The sequence below is a fragment of the Halomonas sp. DN3 genome, from assembly GCF_024137905.1.
Taxonomy (GTDB): domain Bacteria; phylum Pseudomonadota; class Gammaproteobacteria; order Pseudomonadales; family Halomonadaceae; genus Halomonas; species Halomonas litopenaei.
This window is the reverse complement of sequence record NZ_CP099965.1, coordinates 2,349,571-2,370,933: the sequence shown is the minus strand read 5'-3', so window position 1 is coordinate 2,370,933 and position 21,363 is coordinate 2,349,571. Positions and strand designations below refer to the sequence as shown.

Annotated in this window: 25 protein-coding genes; 6 read left to right on the top strand and 19 right to left on the bottom strand. The window is 62.6% G+C overall.

Translation table 11 applies throughout. The annotated features are described in order from the left end of the window. Window positions 1-354 precede the first annotated feature (354 nt). A complete protein-coding gene (locus tag NKF27_RS10200) occupies window positions 355-1,509 on the top strand; it encodes a site-specific integrase (protein ID WP_253556455.1) in 1,155 nt (384 codons plus the stop codon). Window positions 1,510-1,583: 74 nt separating this feature from the next. Here NKF27_RS10200 and NKF27_RS10195 read toward each other — a convergent pair whose 3' ends face one another. Next, window positions 1,584-1,742, bottom strand: a complete 159-nt coding sequence (locus tag NKF27_RS10195) for a hypothetical protein (protein WP_156088610.1) — start codon at window positions 1,740-1,742, stop codon at window positions 1,584-1,586. Continuing rightward, window positions 1,742-2,161, bottom strand: coding sequence for a hypothetical protein (locus NKF27_RS10190; protein ID WP_045992081.1), 420 nt, complete (start codon window positions 2,159-2,161; stop codon window positions 1,742-1,744). The genes NKF27_RS10195 and NKF27_RS10190 overlap by 1 nt, the downstream gene beginning before the upstream one ends. Before the next feature lie 173 nt (window positions 2,162-2,334). Between NKF27_RS10190 and NKF27_RS10185 the strand changes: the two genes are divergently transcribed. Next, window positions 2,335-2,760, top strand: a complete 426-nt coding sequence (locus tag NKF27_RS10185) for a SufE family protein (protein ID WP_253556338.1) — start codon at window positions 2,335-2,337, stop codon at window positions 2,758-2,760. Between the two features lie 34 nt (window positions 2,761-2,794). Here NKF27_RS10185 and yidD read toward each other — a convergent pair whose 3' ends face one another. The 6 genes from yidD to NKF27_RS10155 form a co-directional block, all read right to left on the bottom strand. Next, the gene (yidD, locus tag NKF27_RS10180) at window positions 2,795-3,094 is read right to left on the bottom strand and encodes a membrane protein insertion efficiency factor YidD (RefSeq protein WP_253556454.1); all 300 of its coding nucleotides are present in this window, start codon (window positions 3,092-3,094) and stop codon (window positions 2,795-2,797) included. Window positions 3,095-3,194: 100 nt separating this feature from the next. Then, window positions 3,195-3,638: a phosphoribosyl-AMP cyclohydrolase gene (gene hisI, locus NKF27_RS10175; protein ID WP_253556336.1), complete on the bottom strand. Its 444-nt coding sequence runs from the start codon at window positions 3,636-3,638 to the stop codon at window positions 3,195-3,197. 5 nt (window positions 3,639-3,643) lie between these two features. Beyond that, entirely contained in the window at window positions 3,644-4,162 is a 519-nt protein-coding gene (locus tag NKF27_RS10170; RefSeq protein WP_253556335.1) for a Fur family transcriptional regulator, read from the bottom strand. A 72-nt stretch (window positions 4,163-4,234) separates the two neighbouring features. Next, entirely contained in the window at window positions 4,235-5,215 is a 981-nt protein-coding gene (locus NKF27_RS10165; protein ID WP_045992077.1) for an alpha-L-glutamate ligase-like protein, read from the bottom strand. 3 nt (window positions 5,216-5,218) lie between these two features. After that, window positions 5,219-6,733 (bottom strand): inactive transglutaminase family protein, encoded by a 1,515-nt coding sequence (locus tag NKF27_RS10160; RefSeq protein WP_253556333.1) that lies wholly within the window; start codon window positions 6,731-6,733, stop codon window positions 5,219-5,221. 61 nt (window positions 6,734-6,794) lie between these two features. Continuing rightward, window positions 6,795-7,646: an ATP-dependent zinc protease gene (locus tag NKF27_RS10155; RefSeq protein WP_108133627.1), complete on the bottom strand. Its 852-nt coding sequence runs from the start codon at window positions 7,644-7,646 to the stop codon at window positions 6,795-6,797. A 450-nt stretch (window positions 7,647-8,096) separates the two neighbouring features. Here NKF27_RS10155 and NKF27_RS10150 point away from each other — a divergent pair, with 450 nt between their 5' ends. From NKF27_RS10150 to NKF27_RS10140, 3 genes are all read left to right on the top strand, one after another. Continuing rightward, window positions 8,097-8,780, top strand: coding sequence for a type 1 glutamine amidotransferase domain-containing protein (locus NKF27_RS10150; RefSeq protein ID WP_108133626.1), 684 nt, complete (start codon window positions 8,097-8,099; stop codon window positions 8,778-8,780). 41 nt (window positions 8,781-8,821) lie between these two features. Further along, window positions 8,822-9,037 (top strand): hypothetical protein, encoded by a 216-nt coding sequence (locus tag NKF27_RS10145; protein ID WP_253556331.1) that lies wholly within the window; start codon window positions 8,822-8,824, stop codon window positions 9,035-9,037. A 71-nt stretch (window positions 9,038-9,108) separates the two neighbouring features. Next, window positions 9,109-9,621 (top strand): GNAT family N-acetyltransferase, encoded by a 513-nt coding sequence (locus NKF27_RS10140; protein WP_253556329.1) that lies wholly within the window; start codon window positions 9,109-9,111, stop codon window positions 9,619-9,621. Between the two features lie 414 nt (window positions 9,622-10,035). On the opposite strand, the gene NKF27_RS10135 is transcribed toward NKF27_RS10140, so the two are convergent. The 7 genes from NKF27_RS10135 to NKF27_RS10105 all read right to left on the bottom strand — a co-directional run bounded on the left by NKF27_RS10135 (window position 10,036) and on the right by NKF27_RS10105 (window position 16,956). After that, complete coding sequence (locus tag NKF27_RS10135; protein ID WP_213227835.1) at window positions 10,036-10,794, bottom strand: FadR/GntR family transcriptional regulator; 759 nt, start codon at window positions 10,792-10,794, stop codon at window positions 10,036-10,038. 244 nt (window positions 10,795-11,038) lie between these two features. After that, a complete protein-coding gene (locus NKF27_RS10130) occupies window positions 11,039-11,851 on the bottom strand; it encodes an NAD(P)-dependent oxidoreductase (protein ID WP_253556328.1) in 813 nt (270 codons plus the stop codon). 50 nt (window positions 11,852-11,901) lie between these two features. After that, window positions 11,902-12,765, bottom strand: coding sequence for an amidohydrolase family protein (locus NKF27_RS10125; protein WP_222516809.1), 864 nt, complete (start codon window positions 12,763-12,765; stop codon window positions 11,902-11,904). Next, on the bottom strand, window positions 12,762-13,904 hold the full coding sequence (locus NKF27_RS10120) for a mandelate racemase/muconate lactonizing enzyme family protein (RefSeq protein WP_045992071.1): 1,143 nt from the start codon (window positions 13,902-13,904) through the stop codon (window positions 12,762-12,764). Before NKF27_RS10120 ends, NKF27_RS10125 begins: the two co-directional genes overlap by 4 nt. Window positions 13,905-13,978: 74 nt before the next feature. After that, the gene (locus tag NKF27_RS10115) at window positions 13,979-15,259 is read right to left on the bottom strand and encodes a TRAP transporter large permease (RefSeq protein ID WP_253556326.1); all 1,281 of its coding nucleotides are present in this window, start codon (window positions 15,257-15,259) and stop codon (window positions 13,979-13,981) included. 2 nt (window positions 15,260-15,261) lie between these two features. Further along, window positions 15,262-15,891 carry a TRAP transporter small permease gene (locus tag NKF27_RS10110; protein ID WP_231498708.1) on the bottom strand — a complete coding sequence of 210 codons (630 nt, stop codon included), beginning with the start codon at window positions 15,889-15,891 and terminating at the stop codon, window positions 15,262-15,264. A 57-nt stretch (window positions 15,892-15,948) separates the two neighbouring features. After that, complete coding sequence (locus NKF27_RS10105) at window positions 15,949-16,956, bottom strand: TRAP transporter substrate-binding protein (RefSeq protein ID WP_045992069.1); 1,008 nt, start codon at window positions 16,954-16,956, stop codon at window positions 15,949-15,951. 230 nt (window positions 16,957-17,186) lie between these two features. Here NKF27_RS10105 and NKF27_RS10100 point away from each other — a divergent pair, with 230 nt between their 5' ends. After that, window positions 17,187-17,348, top strand: a complete 162-nt coding sequence (locus NKF27_RS10100; RefSeq protein WP_253556324.1) for a hypothetical protein — start codon at window positions 17,187-17,189, stop codon at window positions 17,346-17,348. Between the two features lie 197 nt (window positions 17,349-17,545). Here NKF27_RS10100 and NKF27_RS10095 read toward each other — a convergent pair whose 3' ends face one another. From NKF27_RS10095 to ectA, 4 genes are all read right to left on the bottom strand, one after another. Next, window positions 17,546-18,481 (bottom strand): transporter, encoded by a 936-nt coding sequence (locus NKF27_RS10095; RefSeq protein ID WP_253556323.1) that lies wholly within the window; start codon window positions 18,479-18,481, stop codon window positions 17,546-17,548. Between the two features lie 274 nt (window positions 18,482-18,755). Continuing rightward, complete coding sequence (locus NKF27_RS10090; protein WP_045992068.1) at window positions 18,756-19,148, bottom strand: ectoine synthase; 393 nt, start codon at window positions 19,146-19,148, stop codon at window positions 18,756-18,758. Window positions 19,149-19,342: 194 nt separating this feature from the next. After that, window positions 19,343-20,608 carry a diaminobutyrate--2-oxoglutarate transaminase gene (gene ectB / locus NKF27_RS10085; RefSeq protein ID WP_045992067.1) on the bottom strand — a complete coding sequence of 422 codons (1,266 nt, stop codon included), beginning with the start codon at window positions 20,606-20,608 and terminating at the stop codon, window positions 19,343-19,345. A gap of 85 nt (window positions 20,609-20,693) precedes the next feature. Continuing rightward, window positions 20,694-21,272: a diaminobutyrate acetyltransferase gene (ectA, locus tag NKF27_RS10080; protein WP_045992066.1), complete on the bottom strand. Its 579-nt coding sequence runs from the start codon at window positions 21,270-21,272 to the stop codon at window positions 20,694-20,696. Window positions 21,273-21,363 lie beyond the last annotated feature (91 nt).

Sequence of the window (21,363 nt, the reverse complement as noted above, 5' to 3'; positions counted from 1 at the left end):
CTGAGTGCCGCGATGGTGGCACCAACCCGGTGAACGAAGTCCCCGAAGCCACGGGCAACGAAATGCTGGTTGTGACTCATGATCGATCTCGACGGCTCCCTGTCGTTCATACATCAGCATACCCGAGCCCCCAGATACCGGCGCAACCAGGCTGCGCACTATCGCGTTCTCGCACATTGGCCGCGCGCAACCGGATGTGGCCATCGGTGTCTTGAGCGGCCAGCTGGTCAGCAGGACTTTTTATCTATTCAGCCGCGCCAAGCGACGACACGCAATGGCGCAAGCCAATGGGCAGGTCATATGAGCAAGACACCTCCGGTACAGGCACAGGACGGCAGGGCGGTCATCGACAGCATGCCGCGGGGCACCCTGGTTGAGGGCGAATTACCATCTTCGTCGTCCCCGCAGGCCCTGATCGAGGCGGAAGATGACTGGCAGGCGGTGGCCCACTGGCTTGCCGAATACGCCGGCAGTGCGCAGACCCAGCGCGCCTACCGCCGCGAGGCCGAGCGGTTGCTGCTGTGGCTTGAAGAGCGTCACCTTTCGCTGGCCCAGATGACCCGGGCTCACCTTGATGAGTTCGAGGCCTTTCTCGCCGACCCGCGCCCCCGCGAACAGTGGATAGGCCCGGTCAGGCCGCGTCAGGATCCTCGTTGGCGACCGTTTCGTGGCCCACTGTCGCCGGCAAGTCGGCGCCAGAGTCTGGTGATCCTGCAAGGCATGATGGCCTGGCTGGTGGAGGCGGGCTGGCTGTCGCGCAACCCGTTTCGACTGATGCGCGACAAGCGCAGGCGACTCAACAATGGTCAGCGGCGTGTCGAGCGCTATCTGGAGCGTCCGCTGTGGGACTGGTTGTGGGCCTGGCTCAACGAGCCGCTGGAGCCAGGTGCCGACCGACGAGCCAGATTTCTCTGGACCAGGCGGCGACTGGTGTTCGGCTTTGCCTACCTGCTGGCCCCGCGGATCAACGAGATGAGCCAGGCGCGCATGGAGGATCTGGTGAGGCGGGAAGGGCGCTGGTGGTGGCAGGTGGTCGGCAAGGGCGGCAAGTTTGCCGAGATTCCGGTGCCGCCCGACATGATCGAGCTGGTCCGGGAGGCGCGGACGCTCTACGGCGAGCCGGCCGATCCCGCCGGAGACCCGGCGCCACTGTTGAGACGCCTGGATGGAAAGACCGCGCTGGGTGACAACCAGTTGTACCGACTGATACGCACGACCTTCAGCCAGGCCGCGGACCGCCTGGAAGAGCAGGGCGGGGATCCCCAGGCGGTGGCACGGCTACGACAGGCTACGCCGCACTGGCTCAGGCATACCGCTCTGACCCATCAGGCCCAGGCGGGCGTGGAGCTTCGTTATCTGGCGCAGTCGGCACGTCACTCACGCCTGGAGACGACGTCACGCTACCTTCATACCGAAGACGAGGAGTGGCATCGCCAGCAGTCGCTGCACGGCCTTGGCCAGGCAGAAGGGGCAAAATGGGGTCAAGGGAAGGGGGAGAACAAGGAATGAAGAAACAGCGCCCCTGGACAGGTTTCTGGCTGGGGGCGGCTAGTAGAGCCCGCCAATGGAGCCACCAGGCAAGCCTAGTGCTCGAGGGGGCCGCGCTTTCGGGCGATATAACGATTGGCGTGCTCGGTGAGCGCCTTGACGTCGGACTTGTAGCCACGGTCGAGTCGGTAGGCGGCCACTGCCAGCGCCAAGGTGGCGCCCAGCATGATCAGCATGGCGATATGGAATGTCATCACTTGTCCCTCCAGGTGAGCAGGGCCTTGGCATAGGATGCCACGAGTGCCAGGCCAAAGCCAACGAAGGCGCCCCAAAGCGGCTTGGCCGTGCTGGCCACCACCAGCGTCGCCCCCGAGCTATCCTTGTCGGCGAAGAACAGCGCAATCAGCGAAAGTGCGCCGACGGTGGTGCCCGCGCGATCGGCCAGATCCAGCAAATTGGTAAGGATGGCCGCTCGCTTGGCCCGCCGCTGGGCAGCCAGGTGAGCGATGATCTCTTCCAGCTGCTGCTGCGTCAGGCCTCGCTCGGAGGCCGGCGTGCCGGTCTTGTCGGCCCGTGACGAGCCCAGATACTGGTCGAGCTCCTTTTCCAGTGCATCGAGTCGTCTATCACGTGAGCGATGCGGGCCCTGTCCTTGGGGGTCTGGCGCTTGCATGTCGATCTCTTTATGTAGCTTAGGCGGCGAGCGACAGCGAGTGTTCCGTTGTCACCCGCTCAGGACGAATTCTAGCATGACGCCTGGCCGGGTTCTCCGAACCGGGGCTGACCGGGGGAGGACGACGGCGGGGCCTGGCAGGTATAATCCTGGCAGCATTCTAGGGAGTCACCATGACCACGACGAGTACCGCAGAACAGGCCCAGCAGGAGCTGCTGGAAGAGTTTGAACTGTTCGACAACTGGATGGACCGCTATCAGTACATCATCGACATGGGCAAGGCATTGCCGGCCTTCCCCGATGAGCACAAGCGTGACGAGCTGAAGATTCAGGGCTGTCAGTCCAATGTGTGGATGCACCACGAGCGCCAGGGCGACACCCTGCACTTTGCCGCCATCTCGGACGCCGCTATCGTGTCAGGGCTGATCGCCGTGCTGATGCGCATCTACAACGCTCGAAAGCCCAGCGACATCCTCGCCACCAGTCCACATTTTCTCAAGGACCTGGGCCTCGACAAGCACCTGTCGCCGACCCGCAGTAATGGCCTCAACGCCATGCTCGAGCGCATCTATCGCGTCGCTGAGCAGGAAGCCGCCTGACCCTTGAACCCTGGGCGTCGACGAGGCGCCCGCGTCAGTCCGCTGATCTCGAGTCGCTGTCGCCGCGCACCTCAAACCGCTCGTCGAGCTCCGGGTCCTGGCGGCACAGCCTCTCGCTGGGCCCGCCAGGCACAGGATCGATGCCGCCCTTGGCGCCGGGATGGCAGCGCAGAATACGCTTGAGCGCTAGCCAACCGCCCCGTATCGGACCGTGAACCACGATGGCTTCGTGACTGTAGTGCGAGCAGCTTGGCCAGTAGCGACAGCGTGGGCCCAGCAATGGGCTGATGACACCCTGGTAGAGGCGAATCAGCGCCAGTAACGGCCATGCCAGCCAGCGCTTCGGTCCGCGCGCCCGGGGTGATGGCTCCTGCGCGGGGGGCGATCGATCATCGCGACCACGGCTGCTGTCAGCCCCGGCCGTCGCTGATGACTCAGGGTCCCTTGGTGTAGAGCTCATCAGGATCGATCAGCGCAGCGCTGTTGATGCGGGCGCTGTCCGCTTCCAGGGACAGATAGAAACAGCTACGACGGCCGGTATGGCAGGCCGGACCGGTCTGCTCGACCTGCAGCAGCAGGGTATCGCCGTCACAGTCCAGCGACGCACTCTTGAGATGCTGCTGCTGGCCGGAAGACTCGCCCTTGCGCCACAGCTTGGCGCGGGAGCGGGAGTAGTAGCATACCCGGCCAGTGCGCAGCGTTTCCTCCAGCGCCTCCCGGTTCATCCATGCCATCATCAGGACTTCGCCGCTATCGTGCTGCTGGGCGATGGCCGGCAGCAGGCCATCGCCGTTGAATCGCACATTGGCCAGCACCTCTTCGAGAGAATGACGGCTATCGCAGGGTTCGCGCTCGAGGCGTTTGAGCAGGTCGGTCATGGGGCTCAGGTGGCGTCCTTGGGGGTGGAAGAGGCTGTATCGACTGGATCAGCGGTGGCATCGGCACGCTCCTCGGCACCATCGTTGTTGCTGCCTTGGCAGGCCTGGCACAGGCCAAGCAGTTCGATGGTCTGGCGCTGTACCTGGAAGCCCAGCGTCCTGGCACGACTTGCCAGTTGCTCGTTGATCTCGTCGAGGTGCAATTCCTCGACGCGCCCGCAGTCCCGGCAGATCAGCAACTGGAAGCGATGGGCATGCTCGGGGCAGGGACAGGCGACGTAGGCATTGAGCGACTCGATGCGATGTACCAGCCCCTGTTCGATCAGGAACTCCAGCGCACGGTACACCGTCGGGGGGCGCGCGGCGGCGTGATCCTTGGCTAGCCGATCCAGCAGATCGTAAGCCTTGAGGCCACCGCTGGCCTCACCGATCAGTTCCAGTACACGGCGCCGGATGGGGGTGAAACGCACGCCACGATGTGCGCAGTGAGCTTCAGCCTGTTGTAGCAGGGCGGTTTCGGTCATGGGGTCCAATATTCACGAAGCGGCAACCTAGTCTACGCGCTGGCCCGCCGGCGGGCCAGACACGCGAAACTGTCAAATGGCTTCTGCCGGGGCTTCCTGCAGCTCGCCCTGGCGGGCGAAATGGTGCTGGGCGAAGGCCACCCGCTCGGCAGCGCTGCGCTCCTCGGTCTGCGCCTCGATCAGATCGAGGCGTCGCCGCAAGCCTTCGCCATTGGCCATCTGGATCGCCAGGCCAGGGCGGGCGTTCAGCTCGAGCAACATGGGGCCGCGATCACGATCGAGCACCATGTCGGTGCCGAGATAGCCAAGCCCGGTCATCTCGTAGCAGCCGGAGGCGAGCTCGAGAAGGGTGGTCCAGCCAGTGATCTGCAGGCTGGCCAGTTCGTGGCCGGTATCGGGATGATCGGTGCGCGAACGATCGAACTGGACGCCTCGTACGGCGCGCCCGCTGGCGATATCGATACCGACGCCCACCGCACCCTGGTGCAGGTTGGCCTTGCCGTCGGAGGCGGCGGTGGACAGCCGCATCATCGCCATCACCGGGTAGCCCTTGAACACGATGACACGGATATCCGGCACCCCTTCGTAGGTATAGGCAGCGAAGGTGGTATCGAAGTTGATCAGCCCCTCGACCAGGGCAACGTCCGGGGAGCCCCCAAGCGAATAGAGCCCCGAAAGGATATTGGAGACGTGGCGTTCGACATCCTCGATATCCAGCTCCGCGCCGCTGGGCTTGATGAAGTGCTTGCCCTCGACTCGCTCGATGACCAGGATGCCCTTGCCGCCGCTGCCCTTGGCCGGCTTGATCACAAAACCGTTGTGGCCCGCCAGCATCTCGCTGATGTGCTTGACACTAAACTGGGTCGACACCGTACCGATATGCTCCGGCGTGGTGATGCCGTATTCCTGTGCCAACAGCTTGGTCTTGAGCTTGTCATCCACCAGCGGATACAGCTTGCGACTGTTGTAGCGACCGATGTAACGGATGTTACGCCGGTTCATGCCGATGATGCCCTTGGCCTTGAGCTTGCCGGGACTGGTCCAGTTGAGCATGGCTCAGTCCTCCGTGACCGGCTTGAAACGACGCAGTTCGAGCAGCCGGTAACCGGTGTAGTTGCCCAGCAGCAGGATCAGCGCCATCAGGATGAGCTGCAGGCCGAGGAAGTTGAAGGTGATGTGGCGAATCCAAGGATTGTTCATCGCCAGATAGGCCAGTACCGCGGTCAGCAGGCTGCCGCCGCCCTGGATCAGCACCTCCTTGGGGCCTTCTTCTTCCCACAGGATCGACATCCGTTCGATGGTCCACGACAGGATGATCATCGGGAAGAAGGTGATCGTCAGGCCCGCATTGAGGCCAAAGCGATAGGACAGCACGGTGAAGATCGAGATGATCGCTATCACCGTTATGATCACCGCCGTCACCCTGGCCACCAGCAAAAGATTCAAGTGTGACAAATAGCTGCGGATGACCAGACCGACGGCCACCACCAGCAGAAACCCGACCAGGCCGGTGAGCAGGGTGGTCTGGATGAAGGCCAGGGCAATCAGTACCGGCATGAAGGTACCGGACGTCTTGATGCCGATCAGCACCCGCAGCAGCACCACCACCAGCGCACCGATCGGGATCAGCAGGATGGTCTGGAACAGTGCCTGCTCCTCGAGCGGCAAGCTGTGAATCGAGAAGTTGAGCAGGGTATCGCTGTCCTCGGCGAGCTGGCTGCGTACTGCCGCCGCGGCGGGCTGGTTGCGTACCAGCATGGAGAAGGAAATACGTGAATCGCGACCGCCTTCCACCTCGAGCACGGCATTGCCCGCGCTTTCCCACATCAACAGGTTGTCGGGCTTGCCCTGTTCGCCGGTGGCCGGATTGAACAGTGCGCGCCTGTCGCCGTCATAGACCTGTATCCATGAGGTCAGGCTCTGGCGCCGACGGCCGCTGTCGAGCATCAGGCCACTGACCTCACGGGCGGCAACGCCGGCCTGGTTCAACAGGCGCACGGCCAGCGGCACACGATCGAACTGGGTCAGCAGTAGCCTGGCATTTTCCCCCTGGCGGTCATCGGCGAATTCGCTCAGCAATTCACGGGCGAAGGTAAAGGCGTCGGACGAGCGTGCCCAGGCGCGGTCGATCACCTGCTGGGCGGCGGTGTCGTAGGGACGCTCCCAGGCGACATCGGTCACCGGCGGCGGCGGGGGCGGAGTGGTTGCCTTGCGGGCACCTTCGGTCACCAGTACCTGGGCGGTGTAGTAGAGGCGTTGATCGCCCACCGCCTCGCGGGTGGACCACTCGGCGCGACGTGCGCCGTTTTCCTGCAGGAACGCCAGGCCATAACCCGGCGAGGCGGTGTGCTCGGTCAGCACACGAAAGCCGTCCTGAGAGGAGGGCAGGGCCATGTCCACCTTGGCCGGCTCGCCCTGGCCATCGAAGGTGACCTGAGCCTCGATTTCCCAGACCTGGCGCTGTTCGCCCGGCGTCCAGGGGACCTCGAACTCCACGTGGCGGTGAATGCTCATCGCGATGCCAACCACCATCAGCAGGGCGACGATCAGATAAAAGGGCAGTCTGGACATGGGTCTTCCTTAATCGGGAGCGAAAGGCCGACGCCCCGGGGCGTCGGCACACTGCGTTATCTCAGGGCTGTTCCTGATCATCACGATCGGCCGCTTCCTCGTCGGCGGCTTCGCTGGCCGATTCCCCTCCTGGGAATTCGGGACGGTCGTGCAGGTAGTGGCGGGCCACGTCGATGACGGCGATATCCAACAGGAAACGACGGCCAAGCAGGACGGGATAGCTCAGGTGGGTGCGGTCGTTCAGGGTGAATTCGACCTGTTCACGCAGCGGGCCGAGGGTCATCAGCAGACTGACCACGGGGCGGCTTTCTTCACCATTGGCCTGGACGATGGTCACCTTGCGTTCTACCGGTGCCTCGATCCATTCATCGCGCACGGCCTCGACCACCGAATCCTCTTCATTGAGGCCCAGCTTGAAGCGCACCCATTCGTCGCCATCCCGTTCGAAGGTGGTGACATCGGTAGCAGACAGCGATGAGGTATTGGCCCCGGAGTCGATCCGCGCCTTCAGATAGGTGCCCACATCGGGCAAGCCAACCCACTCGCTGCGACCCAGCAGTTCCTTGTTGTCGATACCGGACTCGGTGCTGGCCTCACACTGCGTCGTCCGAGGACCGGGCTCCGCGCTGCCGCGCTCGAGCCCGGCCAGATCCTGGCGTACGCCGCGCAGCAGGCTACCGACTTCGCGGATATCGGCGGTCATGCGGCGATCCTGCGCCGCCTGTTCACTGAGCATGTCGTGGGTCAGGTCGCAGCGTCCCGCCAGGCGCGTCTCGAGCCCTCGGATCTCGGCGTGGAATTCCGAAGGCGTGAGAGGTTCGGGGGGAGGCGGAGCGTCGACCGGTGCCAGTGCACAGCCACCGAGCATCGCGGCGGCGGCCAAGGAAAGAAAACGAGTCGGTCGGAGGGGCATGACGCTAGCGTCCTTGTATCGGCATCGACAAAAAAGGTGAGACTCGCAAAGATCGCTCCCGAAGAAAGCAATCGAACGAGACAAATTGAAGCGATGATAAGGAGCGACGCCAGCGCTGTCCATGCTGGGGCCGGGTTGATCACGCCTCAGGTGCTCCGCTGTACTGCTGAGAACCGCCTACAATCCCGAGCCCGCACCCCTGGAAAAGCGCTAGGGTGTCTACTGGGCGGGGCTCATGTCTACCTCATCAGAAATCGGGACAATAGAACCAAGGAGTTGCCTGAGTATTGGCGGCTACACAAGTCCCTATACACGCCCCTGGGCATTCCGCTTCTACTATGCAGAACCTTTCGTGCTTTGCTGAAGCTAGCACGAGGCTGACTACAATAACGCAACAAGATAGCGACATAGTCGACTACAAGGTTCAACGTTCTCGTCGGAGCCCTCGCCATGGACAACAAGATTCTTGTGGTAGTGACCAGTCACGCCAAGTATCCCAATCATGATCGAGCCACGGGTCTGTGGCTAGGTGAAGCCGTGCATTTCATCGATCATGTCGAACAGGCTGGCTGGACCTGCGACATCGCAAGCCCCAAGGGGGGCTATACGCCCATCGATCCCCACAGTCTGGCGGCCGCCGAGGCGATTGACTGGGACTACTATCAGAACAAGGACTTCATGAACCGCCTGGGTACGACGCTGGCCCTGGACGAGGTCAACGCAGCGGACTATCGGGCAATCTATCTGGCGGGCGGGCATGGGGTCATCTGGGACTTTCCGGGCAACGAGACGCTCCAACGCCTGTGTCGGGACATCTACGAGGCAGATGGCATCGTATCCTCTGTGTGTCACGGTGCCGTGGGCTTGCTCAATGTGACCCGGGATGATGGGGAATACCTGATCAAGGGCATGAAGGTGACCGGCTTCTCCAATCACGAGGAGCACTTGGCCAAGCTCGACGACATCGTGCCGTTTCTTACCGAAACGGAGCTTGTCGAGCGTGGCGGACTCTATCTGAAGGCGGATCGCGCCTGGGAGCCATTCGCCGTGGTCGATGAGCGGCTGGTCACCGGGCAAAATCCCGCCTCGGGCCGACGCGTGGCCGAACTGGTGCTGGAAGCGTTGGGCGACTGATCACCGTCGGTCAGCAAGATCTTTTCTATCCGGACATCACCATGGCAGCCAGACATCGTCAGGGAAGACGCACGATAGCTGTTATCGTCATCACGGCGCTGGTCGCCGGACTCGTCATGGGGTTCTACGCAGGAAGCCGTTACCAGCTCTGGCATCTCCAGGACGCCTGCCTGGATGCCGGAGGACGGGTTTCAGGCGACGGTGTGGCACGATGTGAAATCGAACGTGAGATCGAGCGTGAGTTCGACCCCAGGTAGCCTTGGTTCGAACCTGTTGGCGGCAGCAACCGTGTCGGTCGTGGGTATGTGCGCGCCATCGGAGATCGCCAATGATTGTTCGTGAAGAAGCTCCAAGAGATCACGACGCCATCGAAGCATTGATTCTTGCGGCCTTCGACGGCCATCCCCAGCATGCACCGGGCACAAGGCCTACAGAACACCTGATCGTCAGAGCGCTGAGGGCAAGCGAACGCCTGACACTATCCTTGGTGGCGGACAACCAGGGCATGATCGTCGGGCATCTGTGTCTGTCACCGGTGCTGATCGATGGCCAGGCGACAGCCTGGTTTGGGCTTGGCCCTGTAGCAGTAGCGCCGGCATGTCAGCGCAAGGGCATCGGCGCACGCCTGATCCGCGAAGGACTTGGGCGCATGCAAGAGCAAGGCGCCGCTGGTGTGGTCGTGCTGGGTGAGCCCGAGTACTACGGGCGCTTCGGCTTTTCGCGACATCCGGGGCTATGGCTCGCCCAAGTGCCGGCTGAGTTTTTTCTGGCGCTGCCGTTGGATGATCGCGAAGGTATGCCGACCGGGGAGGTCACGTATGATCCGGCGTTTTCATCCTGAACCGCCAGAGGTGCAAGCGGCGATGAGCGTGTCAACAGAGGGGAGCCGGATGGATGGGGCAGAAATGGATGGGGCGGAAACGGATGGTACAGAAAGCCGGCACCGTATCATTAACGTCCATCGATAGGGATGATGCAGAGCGCAGAGGCTAGTCCGGGAGAACCGGCAAACACCTAATTTAACATAATATAGATTATGCGAACTATGGGTCATGAAAGCTTGTGAAGGCTGATAACAGCCTCTTGTCACCAGAACCCCGCGTCAATCGCTGTCCTTATCTACCTCGGACTTACCTCGAACCCGGCGGTAGCTTCCCACCGAGCCCAACGGATTCAGATCATCGAACTGGCAGCCCTGTCGAACGGTCTGGGTCAACCGATGACAACTGACGTACTGGCAACCGCCGGCACTGACTCAACCCTTCTCCTTGAACTGCTGGTAAGTCTCCCGGGCGCGTTCCAGGTGGCGCGCCATGGCGGCTCTGGCGGCGTCGGGGTCGCGTGACAGGATCGCGTCGAGAACGTCCTGGTGCTCGGCTTCCACGCGCTTGAGATAGGTGCTGGTGGAGTCGGTATTGACCTCGCTGGTCGCCAGCTTCGAGCGTGGAATCGCGCTCAGGTTGAGCTGCTCCAGCGCCTGAGGGAAGAACGGATTGTGGGTGGCCCTGGCAATCGCGTGGTGGAACTCGAAGTCCTCGTTACGCGCCTGGCTACGCTGCTGACGAGCCTTGACGAAGGCCGCATGGGTGTCACGCAGGCGAGTCTCGTCGTCGGCCTCGAAGCGCTCGGCGGCCAACGCCGCCGCCGCAGGCTCCAGATTAAGCCGCAGCTCGATGACATGCAGGATGTCTTCGACGGTGGTCGGACGAATCCGCTTGGCGGGCATGGCCTCGGCCGGTGCGGCCCGGATCACCGTGGTGCCGACGCCACGCCGTGCCTCGACCAGGCCCAGCGACTTGAGGTGAGCCACCGCCTCGCGAATCACCGTCCTGCTGACACCGAAGGAATCACACAGGCCGCTTTCTGTCGGCAGCTTCTCGCCGACGGCGATGGTTCCGGCGGTGATCAGACCTTCCAGCTGGTCGGCCACGTTCATCGACAGACTGCCTTCACGCGTCAGCTTCTTGACGTTTAGCGGTGCCGGTTCCGTGCGGGGTGCTGGCTTGGCTGCCATGGTCGATTCCTCTTCAGTTCGCGTGGCGATGACGCGACGTGCCGCAAAGCGCTATCACTGGGCTACTTTTCAGGGCTATTTATCAGGGCTGTATATCAGCACTGACTATCAGGACGCCAGTGTATCAAGGCGATGGCGTCAGGTCCCCGGTGTCAGGCTGCTCGATCCTCTATCCCTCTATCCCTCTGTCCCTCTGCCAGTGCCGGAGACGGATGCCTGGTGGCTTTCCGCGACGATTCAGTGGCTATTCATCGTCAGGGTGGCCCTGGCCTGCAAACTTGCCGCCCTGGAAGCGCACCGAAGGGTCATCGGGAGCCAACCGCCCTCCCCTGGCCTCGATCTCGGCACGCCAGGGTTCGGAGCTGTCCCTTGGCACCCAGCCCAGAAAACCTGCTTCGCGATTGTCCCACCATTGTTCGGCGTTGTTGGAGGCGCCGTAGACCACGGTGTAGCCCAGTTCAGGGACGCAGAAGGCGCGCTCGAGCAACGCCATGAAATCCTCGACGCTCATCCAGGTGGCCAGCATGCGGGCATCGGCGGGCTCGGGAAAGCAGGAGCCGATACGCACCGCCAGGGTCTCGACACCGAACTTGTCGAAGTACAGGCTGGCGAGGTCCTCGCCGAAGCCTTTCGAAACGCCATAGAGCGAATCCGGGCGTTTCGGCACCTTGGCGTCCAGCCGCTGATGCTGTGGGTAGAAGCCGATGACGTGGTTGGAACTGGCGAATACCACCCGCGGCTTGTCATGACGGCGCACCGCCTCATAGAGGTGATAGGTGCCCATGATGTTGGCCGGCAGGATCTGCTGCCAGGAACGCTCCACCGATACACCGCCCAGGTGGATAACACCATCGCAGCCTTCCACCAGGCGAGCGACAGCATCGACGTCGGTCAGGTCTGCCGTGACGATCTCTTCATGGCGGGTGTCGTGGGTCACGTCCTGGTCGACGGCGACCATGTCGGACAGGCGGACCTCCTTCGCCAGGCGACTCAAATGAGGTCTCAGAGCGGTGCCCAGGCCCCCGGCGGCGCCGGTGACCAGCAGTCGATTCAACATGTCAGAATTCCTTCTCGGGTGTCGTGTCTCGTGTCTCGTGATACGCGCCTTCAGCGACCGAAGCCGTACAGTTCGGCGGGATTGTCGACCAGGATGCGTTGGCGCTGCTGCTCATTGGCCCAGGCCAGCAGTACGTCGAGTTGGTCAGGGTCGTCGGGGTACTGATCTCGCGGGACACCAACATGGGGCCAGTTGCTGCCCCAGAGGATGCGCTCCGGTGCGTGGTTGATGACCCGCCGGGCGATGGCGCCGACGTCGTCGTAGTCGGGCCCTCCGCTCAGGCTGGTCTCGTAACCGGCGCAGACCTTGAACCAGGCGTTGCCGCGGTCAAGCAGCCTGAGAATGGCATCGACGCGAGGATCATCGGCCGGCACCGGATCGATGAACTTGCCGATATGATCGATGATGTACGGGCACTCGATACGTTCCAGCATCGGCAGGTGCTGGTCGAGCTCGCGGCCATTGAACTGTACCATCAGGTGCCAGCCCAGGGGCGCGATCAACGGCTCGACCTCGGGCAGGCGAGCCAACGGCATGGCGCCTCCGCCCAGGTTCATGATGCGTGCGCCGCGTACACCTCGGCCATGCCAGTCTTCGAGGGTTTTCAAAGGGGTGTCAGGACTGACGGCGGCGACCCCGCGGGCCTTGTCCAGGCCCAATTGGTCGAGCGAAGCAAGCAAGGCGCCATTGTCGAACTGATAGGCGTTGGACTGGGTCACGACCACCCTGTCGAGCCCCATCCAGCGCTGGAAGCGCCGGAGATCCTCGACGGTTGCCAACTCCTTGATCGGCGGCCCGCCTGGCTGGCCTTTGTAGCCATCGAGGAAGAGATGAATATGGCAATCGGTGGCGCCGGCGGGTGCCTTCAGCCTGGGCGCGCGCCCTTCCAGCGGACGGGTATTGGCCGGTATCACTGTCTTGTCTCCTTGAGGGCGAAACGTGTCAGGGCGTCGCGATCGATCTCGATGCCCAGTCCAGGGCCGTCAGGGATATCGACCCAGCCCTGATGATGCTCCAGCGGCTGGGTAACAATTGCCTGGCGGAAGGGATTGTGGGTCCGATCGAACTCCATGATGGGTTCGATCGGCTCACGTCTCGGCGGATTGGGCGGCAGCGCCGCCATGGCCTGAAGGCTGGCGGCGATGCACACGGCGGTGCCCCACACATGGGGAATCAGGCGCACGCCATGAAGCGCCGCCATATCCACGACGCGCCGCATCTCGGTGAAGCCGCCGACGCCGCATATGTCGGGCTGGCAGATATCGATGGCGCGACTGGCCAGCGGCTCCTGCATGGCGTAGCGGCCATGCCAGTTCTCGCCACTGGCGACCGGTAGAGGCTGGCCATCGCGCACCGCGCGATAGGTATGAATCTGCTCCGGTAGTACCGGTTCCTCGAACCAGTCGACGTCGTAAGCCGCCGCCCGCTTGCCGACCTCGAGGGCCTCCAGCAGGTCATAGCCGTGGTTGGCATCGATCATCAGACGCCGATCGGGACCGATGGCCTCGCGCACGGCGGCGATGACCCGAAGATCTTCCTCGACGTTGAAGCCGATCTTGATCTTGACCCCGTGAAAGCCTTCCTCGGCGTAGCCCGCCACCTCCGCGGCGATATCACTGACCCGGTCCACGCCATCGCGACGAAAGGAGCCGGTGGCGTAGGCCTGGACGCGTTCGCGAAAACGCCCTCCCAAGAGCTCCGACACGCTGGCACCGTAGTGCTTGCCCTTGATGTCCCACAGCGCGATGTCGATGCCGCTGAGGGCGGTCATGGTCAGCCCCCGCTGGCCCTGGTCACGCAGCCGGTTGTAGAGCACGAGCCACAGTCTTTCATGCTCCAGCGGGTTGGCGCCGATCAGGGTGTCCGCGTAGGTGGCCACCACCGCGGCGTTGGCCTGGGCCGGACCGAGGCACTCCCCCCAGCCGACGGTGCCGTCTTCGCAGGTGATCTCCACCAGGCAGTGCTGGCGGCGTTCGAAGCGCATGGAAGCACTTTCGAAGGCCTGTTCAAGGGGATGATCCAGCAGATGGGTCTCGACCCTGGCGATCTTCATCGGTGTGCCTCTTTTCCTGTAGGTGGTCAGCGGTGTGTGACGCCTCGTCGAAGGGTGGCTTGGCATGGTCGCCATCACTCCAGCATATTGGGCAGCGCCATGGACAGAGCCGGTACGTAGGTCACCAGCATCAGGGCGGCGAACAACGCCAGGTAAAACGGCCAGATGGTGCGAACGGTCTGTTCGATCTTGATCTTGCCGACCACGCTGCCGACAAACAGGCAGGCACCCACCGGCGGCGTGCACAGGCCGAGCCCCAGATTCATCATCATCATGATGCCGAACTGAATCGGATCCATGCCGAACTGGGCGGCAATCGGCAGAAAGATCGGCGTGCAGATCAGGATCAGCGCCGCCATGTCCATGATCATGCCGAGTGCCAGCAGGATCAGGTTCAGCATCAGCAGGATGGCGAGCGGATTGTCGGTGATCCCGAGCAGCGTGTTTGACAGCAACTCCGGCACGCTATAGAGGGCGAGCAGATAGGAGAACGCCGAGGCGCAGCCGACCAGGATCATCACCAGCGCGGTGGTGCGCACCGACTGGTAGACCGCCTGCTTGAACGATGCCCAGCGCAGCTCGCGATAGACTAGAGCGGTGATGACGATGGCGTAGATGGCCCCGAAGGCGCCTGACTCGGTCACCGTCAGCACGCCTGACAGCACGCCGCCCACGATGATCACCGCGGTCAGCAACCCTGGCAGTGCGGCGGCAAAGCTGATCGCCAGCGCCTGCCAGCCTGGAAAGCGCTCGCCCTGGTAACCACGCTTGACCGCCACCAGATAGGCGGCCAGGGCCAGCAGACCACACATCAGGATGCCCGGCACGATGCCCGCCATGAACAGCTTGGTGATGGACAGGCCGCCGCCGGCCGCCACGGCGTAGAGGATCATGTTGTGGCTGGGCGGAATCACCACCCCGGCCACCGACGAGGTCACCGTCACGTTGACCGCGTAGTCCGCGTCGTAGCCCTTCTCCTTCATCACCGGAATCAGGATGGAGCCGAGCGCTGAGGTGTCCGCCACCGCGGAACCGGAAATGCCGCCGAACAGCATCGAAGAGGTCACATTGACCACCCCGAGCCCTCCGCGCACCCGGCCCACTGCGGCAGAGGCCAGGCGCACCAGGCGCTGGGAAATACCGCCGTGCAGCATCAGCTCGCCGGCGAAGATAAAGAACGGAATGGCCAGCAGGGAAAACACCGAAATGCCCGAGAGGATGCGCTGGAATGCCACGAACAGCGGCAGTCCCTCATAGAGAAAGCCCCCTACTGCTGCCAGTCCTACCGCAAAGGCCACCGGAGCGCCGACCGCCAGTCCCAGGGCAAAGAGTCCAAAAACGATAGCGAGTCCCATGCTCAGTCCTCCTGGGTCGGGTTGTGCCGGCCGCCAAGCCGCTTGACGATGTTGGCCACAGCGAACAGCACCATCAGCGCGCCACAGATCGCCAGCGGCGCGGCACGCCAGCTTTCAGAGAGTCCGAGCATCGGGATAGGTCGTGCCAGGTTGGTCATCATCAACTGCCAGCCCTGCCAGGCCATGAAGCCGCCAAAGGCCACCACGAACAGATCCGCCAGATGGTGCATCAGACCCTTGATGGGCGCCGGCATGTTGTCGCGCAGCAGGTCGATGGACAGGTGGCTGTTGTGACGAACGCCGGCAGCGGCGCCGAGAAAGGTGATGTAGGCCACGCTCAGAAGCGCCGTCTGCTCGACCCAGGTGGGGGTGTCATTGAGCACGTAGCGGCCAAATACCAGCCAGCCAAAGGTGATGATCAGCAACACCAGCAGCACCCCGGCCACCATGATGCAACCATGGGCGATACTGTCGAGGATGCGGTCCAGTCGGCTGGGTGTTTCACGCTTGTAGCGTATGCTTCGTGACTCCGGCGATGCCGGAGGAAAGGCACCACGGCGTACCGTGGCGCCCTCTTGCTCTGACTCGGTTTGCTCGGACCCGACGTCAGAGGTGTCGGTGGGTGCGTTCACGCATCAGCCTCCCCGCCCGCCCCCGGCACCGGGGACGGGGCTCTCGTATCAATGGGATCAGTCGGCCTGAGCCGCGCGAATGTCGTCGACCAGCGAGGCCAGGTCCGGGTTCTCGGCAAGAAAGCCCTCATAGACCGGTTGCATCAGCGCCTGGAATTCTGACTTGTCCGGAACCTCATTGATCTCGACGCCTGCATCCAGCGCCGTTTGCCGACTGGCCGCGGTACGCTCTTCCCACAGTTCACGCTGCTGCTCGGTGGCGACCTGCCCGGCCTCCCGGACCGCCGCCTGGTCCTCTTCGGACAGCTCGTCCCAGGTACTGCGGGCCATGCACAGGCACTCGGGAATGACCAGGTGGTTGGTCAGCGAGTAGTAGCCGGCAACCTCGTAGTGACCGCTGGATTCGTAGGACGGGAAGTTGTTCTCGGCGCCGTCGATCACTCCGGTCGTCAGCGATTGGTAGACCTCACCGTAGGCCATGGGGGTGGCGTTGCCACCCAGCGCATCGATCATGTCGACGTAGAGGTCGTTGTTCATGACCCGAACCTTCATGCCCTCGACATCTTTCGGAGTCTCGACCGGATGGTCGGTGTTGTAGAGGCTGCGCGAGCCTGCCCCGAACCAACCCAGCGCGACCAGGCCCTGCTCCTCCATCGCTGCGGCGAAGCGTTCGCCGATCTCGCCATCCATCAGTTCGTACATGCGCTCTTCACTTTCAAAGATGAAGGGCAGCGAGAGTACGTTGGCCGCCGGCACCATCGGACCCATGGGGCCCATGTTGAAGTTGCCGAAATCCAGAGCACCGTTGCGGGTCTGCTCGATGGCATCGGGCTGATCCCCCAGCACGGCGTTGTGATAGACCTTTGGGGTGATGCGCCCTTCCGTTCGCTCGTCCACCTCCTTGGCGAAGGTCTCCAGCGCAATGCTGTTGGGGTACTCGGGAGGATGAATGTTCCAGCCGCGCCACTGTTCGGCCAGGGCTGGCGTTGCCAGCAAGGCGGTGGTCGCGGCCAGGCCCGCAAGATGGATGGCGCGGGTGAGCTTGCGTGAAGCGGCGGGATTCATGGCGAGTCCTCTGGTTGACCTTGTTGGCGTTGTTGTCATACCCGGTTGGGCAAGTGTCCGGCCCTCTCGTACTGCCATTACATGGCGATGGCCTGAGCCGTTTTCTGGAAACCATGGCATACTATGTATGACAAAGTAGAAGAGAGCACTTCCTGGCTGCAACCCCTTCCTGACACTTTTTGACTAAAGTGCAATGCCACTGTCGAGGTGCGTTAGCCAAGGCGGCCAACATGATCGACATTTTTCGGAAAAGCTCTTTATTTGCGGGCAATAACGATCTGTCCGAAACCTATTTCTGGTGCAAAGACGCCCCGCTGCAGCGGCAGTTGATTTGTAAAATGCTGTCACTTTTGGGCATGGCGCGTGGCCCGCTGTGTCCCTGTGCCGCCTGAGCTGCATAGGCGACGGGAGGTCTCGTGGGACGAGCATGGCCTCGGCTGATAAAGACATTCAGCGCAGACAATATCGATGCAGAACAACGGGAGAATCGGGCGCCGCTGAGCGCCCGAGAACATGACGGAGATTCGTTCGAGGGAAGGATCGAGGCGGCGCGCCAGAACCATCGGATCGGGCGCTGGTCGGGAGTTGGCTAGAAGGCCCAGGCCGCCGACAGCGACACCGTATCGCCATCGAAGCGATTTTCGGATGACACATCGTGAAGCCACTTGCCGATCAAGGTGACCGGCGCCTGGCCGAGTGAGACGCTCTTCATGAAAGCCGGCCCTACCCCCGCCCCGCTACTGCGAAAACCATCTTCCAGGCGATCCGGTACCGGTCCCGAGTCCGACTCGAGCTGTTCGTAAACGTACCCGGCCAGACCCAGTCCGAAGCTTGGCGTCAGGTACTTCGCCGCCAGCACGTCCAGGTGAAACTCGTCGCCGGTGGTGTAGTCGGTGGCATCGTTCTTGAAGTTGAACAGGATGCCCGCGGTCATCGACAGGTCCCATCCGCTTTCGGGCAGCCAACTGTAGGTAATGGTGGGGTCGATCGACCAGTAGTGCCGCCCCAGGTTGATCCGATCATCCTCGTCGTAGCGCCCCACCGGAATATTGATACCCACCGCCGCCGTGGTGTGGTGAGTCCCGTTGGTCCAGTTGAGGGCGACCGGCACCAGGTACGGATCACCGAAGCCGCTGTTGCTTCCGGTGTTGAAGCGTTCCTGGCCTGGAATGCTGGCCTCGAGATCGACGCTGACGTCAAACACGTAGGGAAGATTGATCCCGGCGATGTAGGTGGCGCCGAGCCACTCGACGTCGGTCACCCAGGTCAGCTTGAGCAGGTTGAACCACAGCGTCTGGTCGAGACCCGCCGACAGCCGCCCGCCCAGGGGGCGCGCGCCGATATCGCCCTCGTAGCGCACCAGGTCGTTGCGCGCATAGACCCCGGGTGGCGGGGCCAAGCCTGCGGCAAAGTCGTTATAGGCGCCCGGTACATAGATGCTGCTGCCACCTTCCGAGGCATGAGCCGTCGCTGGGGCCAGCAGTGCTGCACCAAGGATCGGCGCTGCCAGCAGGTAGTGATACATACCGGAGGTCAGGAGTCGGGGGCGACAAATGGCCATGGGGACGGTTCCATTGAGAAGTTTGCTGCAAAGTATAGGTAGCGCTCCGGACTTTTGGGCACAATTTTGACGTGCCTGCCTCCTATGCCCCCACGTCCCCTGCTGCTCTTCCCGTGACGTCTACCTCCAGCGTCGTGCGACTACTTCGGTCAATTGGCCGGATACGACAACGGCGCCTCAAGGGGCGCCGTTGTCGGGTACGGGAAGCGAGTTCCGGTTCAATCCTGGCGGTACGTCCTTACTCGCCGGCGGGCGCGTAGGAGCCATCTTCGCGGTGCACTTCCTTGCCGGTCAGGCCCGGAGTGAACACGCAGGCCAGGTGCATGGTCTTGGAAGCACGCAGCAGGTGCTCGTCATGCTGATCCAGGATGTAGATGTCGCCCGGCTTGATCGGCCAGATCTTGCCGTCGGCCAGGGTCTCCACCTCGCCTTCTCCCTCGATGCAGAACACCGCCTCGAAGTGATGCTTGTAGTGGATGTGGGTCTCGGTACCCTCGAAGATACGGGTGATGTGGAAGGAACACTGACCGCCGTCATCGGCGAGCATCAGGCGGGTGCTGTCCCAGTTACCGTTCTCGGCCTTTACCAGGCGGTCGGTCTGACGGGCTTCTTCCAGGTTGCGAACGATCATCGAATTCTCCGTTGTCGGGTGTCGGGGGCGTCGGCGGTGCCGGGCATCGAAAGGCCCTGTGCGAGGCTTCGAGCGCTGGTGGCGTCCGCAGAAAAAGCGAGGGCGAGCCCTCGCTTTTGATATTGCTCAGGGCAGGATCAGCGGCACCTTGCTGCTGGCGCCTGCCCGCAGATAACCTGCGGGCGTATCCTGTTTCAGCTCAGCGCCTCGTGGGTGCTGCGCTCGAGGATATCGAGACCTTCGATCAGATCCTCGTCGGTGATGGTCAGCGGACACAGGCACTTGACCACCTCACCGTCCTGGCCACTGGTCTCGATCACCAGGCCGTTCTCGAAGGCCTTGGCGGTGATCTTGTCGGCGATATCGCCGCTTTCCACGTCGATGCCGCGCATCAGGCCGCGGCCACGCTCGGATGCCGGATATCCCTTGTCGCTGAGCCAGGCGGCGATCTTCTGAAAGCGCTCTTCCACGATCCGCGCCTTGCGCTGGATGTCACGCTCGAAGGTATCGTCGCTCCAGTACTTGCGCATGGCAGCGGTAGCGGTGACGAAGGCCAGGTTGAAACCACGGAAGGTACCGTTGTACTGACCCGGCTTCCACTTGTCGAGCTCCGGACGCATCAGCACGTGGGCGAACGGCAGGCCGAGTGCGGACAGCGACTTGGAGTTGGTGACGATGTCGGGTGTGATGCCGGCGTGCTCGAAGCTGAAGAACTTGCCGGTACGACCGCAGCCCGCCTGGATATCATCGATGATCAGCAGGATGTCATTGTCGCGGCAGATGCCCTCGAGACGCTTGAGCCAATCCAGGCCGGCCACGTTGATGCCACCCTCGCCCTGGACCGTTTCGACGATGACCGCGGCGGGCACGTCGAGACCGCCGGACTTGTCGCCGAGCAGCTTCTCGAAGTAGTCCAGGGTATCGGTCTCGCTACCCATGTAGCCATCGAAGGGCATGAAGGCTGCACCCTGGGTCGGAATACCGCCGGTCGCCTCGCGGAACTTGCGGTTGCCGGTGGTGGCCAGCGCCCCCATGGTCACGCCGTGGAAGCCATTGGTGAAGGTCACGATGTTGTGACGACCCTTGGCCACACGAGCGAGGCGAATGGCAGCCTCGACGGCATTGGTGCCGGTCGGCCCCGGGAGGTGGACCTTGTAGTCGAGACCACGCGGCTTGAGGATCACCTCTTCCAGGGTCTCCAGATAGTCGCGCTTGGCGGCGGTCCAGAAATCAAGACCGTGGATGATGCCGTCGGTGGCCAGGTAGTCGACCAGCGCCTGCTTCAGGTGCGGGTTGTTATGGCCGTAGTTCAAGGTGCCGGCACCGGCCAGAAAGTCGATGTACTCGCGGCCTTCCTCGTCGGTCAGGCGAGCGTTCTGCGCCTTGGTGAAGACCACCGGGAAGGAACGGGAATAGGTACGAACTTCGGATTCCATGCGTTCGAGGATCTGGGTCTGCATTGCGACCTCCTGTCGGGTTCGTAGGGGAAGTTATCGGGTATCGGTGGCGACGGACGCTGGCGCCCTGTCACCACCCTGGAAGCCGTTAGATACGCGTCGTGTCGAAGGGACCGATGCGCACCAGGTTTTCCGGATCGTGTTCTCCACCCAATTGGTCGGTAGAGAAGTACTCGCGGCTGTTCAACGGCGCCTGCCAGCGATCGGCCAGGCGGCGGAACAAGCCCCAGGAAGCCTGGTTATCCGGTGTGATGGTGGTCTCGAGGTGGTGGACCTCGGCAAATTCAGGGCGGGTCAGAATGGCTTCGACCAGTCTCCGGGCCAGACCGGTACCGCGGGCCTTCTCGCCCACCGCGACCTGCCACAGAAAGTAGGTGTCCGGAGCATTGGACTTCACGTAGCCGGAGACAAAACCGACGATCTCGCCTTCCTCGTTGGTGGCAACGGCACAACTGTCACGGAACTGGGTGGCCAGCAACAGGTAGGCGTAGGCGGAGTTGACGTCCAGGGGCGGGCAGGACTTGACCAGCTCGTAGATGCCCCAGCCATCCTCGGGAGTGGACTTGCGAATAAACAGCGGCGCCGCTTCGTGACCCACCACCGCGTCGGCCACCGTAGGCTTGGCGAGGTCGGCTGATGGTGTGAAGGGCTCAGTGCTTGCGGTCATGTTCGTTATGCTTCGCTGTAGCGAATTTGGACAACCATTATAACAGTCGAGTATGACATTTCAAAATCTGGATTATTCTTAACCCCTGGAA

What these genes read in the sequence shown, in the direction of transcription:
- NKF27_RS10200 (WP_253556455.1), top strand. Translation starts at nt 355, where the DNA reads ATGCCGCGGGGCACCCTGGTTGAGGGCGAATTACCATCTTCGTCGTCC.
- NKF27_RS10195 (WP_156088610.1), bottom strand. Translation starts at nt 1,742, where the DNA reads ATGACATTCCATATCGCCATGCTGATCATGCTGGGCGCCACCTTGGCG.
- NKF27_RS10190 (WP_045992081.1), bottom strand. Translation starts at nt 2,161, where the DNA reads ATGCAAGCGCCAGACCCCCAAGGACAGGGCCCGCATCGCTCACGTGAT.
- NKF27_RS10185 (WP_253556338.1), top strand. Translation starts at nt 2,335, where the DNA reads ATGACCACGACGAGTACCGCAGAACAGGCCCAGCAGGAGCTGCTGGAA.
- hisI (WP_253556336.1), bottom strand. Translation starts at nt 3,638, where the DNA reads ATGACCGACCTGCTCAAACGCCTCGAGCGCGAACCCTGCGATAGCCGT.
- NKF27_RS10170 (WP_253556335.1), bottom strand. Translation starts at nt 4,162, where the DNA reads ATGACCGAAACCGCCCTGCTACAACAGGCTGAAGCTCACTGCGCACAT.
- NKF27_RS10165 (WP_045992077.1), bottom strand. Translation starts at nt 5,215, where the DNA reads ATGCTCAACTGGACCAGTCCCGGCAAGCTCAAGGCCAAGGGCATCATC.
- NKF27_RS10160 (WP_253556333.1), bottom strand. Translation starts at nt 6,733, where the DNA reads ATGTCCAGACTGCCCTTTTATCTGATCGTCGCCCTGCTGATGGTGGTT.
- NKF27_RS10155 (WP_108133627.1), bottom strand. Translation starts at nt 7,646, where the DNA reads ATGCCCCTCCGACCGACTCGTTTTCTTTCCTTGGCCGCCGCCGCGATG.
- NKF27_RS10150 (WP_108133626.1), top strand. Translation starts at nt 8,097, where the DNA reads ATGGACAACAAGATTCTTGTGGTAGTGACCAGTCACGCCAAGTATCCC.
- NKF27_RS10145 (WP_253556331.1), top strand. Translation starts at nt 8,822, where the DNA reads ATGGCAGCCAGACATCGTCAGGGAAGACGCACGATAGCTGTTATCGTC.
- NKF27_RS10140 (WP_253556329.1), top strand. Translation starts at nt 9,109, where the DNA reads ATGATTGTTCGTGAAGAAGCTCCAAGAGATCACGACGCCATCGAAGCA.
- NKF27_RS10135 (WP_213227835.1), bottom strand. Translation starts at nt 10,794, where the DNA reads ATGGCAGCCAAGCCAGCACCCCGCACGGAACCGGCACCGCTAAACGTC.
- NKF27_RS10130 (WP_253556328.1), bottom strand. Translation starts at nt 11,851, where the DNA reads ATGTTGAATCGACTGCTGGTCACCGGCGCCGCCGGGGGCCTGGGCACC.
- NKF27_RS10120 (WP_045992071.1), bottom strand. Translation starts at nt 13,904, where the DNA reads ATGAAGATCGCCAGGGTCGAGACCCATCTGCTGGATCATCCCCTTGAA.
- NKF27_RS10115 (WP_253556326.1), bottom strand. Translation starts at nt 15,259, where the DNA reads ATGGGACTCGCTATCGTTTTTGGACTCTTTGCCCTGGGACTGGCGGTC.
- NKF27_RS10105 (WP_045992069.1), bottom strand. Translation starts at nt 16,956, where the DNA reads ATGAATCCCGCCGCTTCACGCAAGCTCACCCGCGCCATCCATCTTGCG.
- NKF27_RS10100 (WP_253556324.1), top strand. Translation starts at nt 17,187, where the DNA reads ATGATCGACATTTTTCGGAAAAGCTCTTTATTTGCGGGCAATAACGAT.
- NKF27_RS10095 (WP_253556323.1), bottom strand. Translation starts at nt 18,481, where the DNA reads ATGTATCACTACCTGCTGGCAGCGCCGATCCTTGGTGCAGCACTGCTG.
- NKF27_RS10090 (WP_045992068.1), bottom strand. Translation starts at nt 19,148, where the DNA reads ATGATCGTTCGCAACCTGGAAGAAGCCCGTCAGACCGACCGCCTGGTA.
- ectB (WP_045992067.1), bottom strand. Translation starts at nt 20,608, where the DNA reads ATGCAGACCCAGATCCTCGAACGCATGGAATCCGAAGTTCGTACCTAT.
- ectA (WP_045992066.1), bottom strand. Translation starts at nt 21,272, where the DNA reads ATGACCGCAAGCACTGAGCCCTTCACACCATCAGCCGACCTCGCCAAG.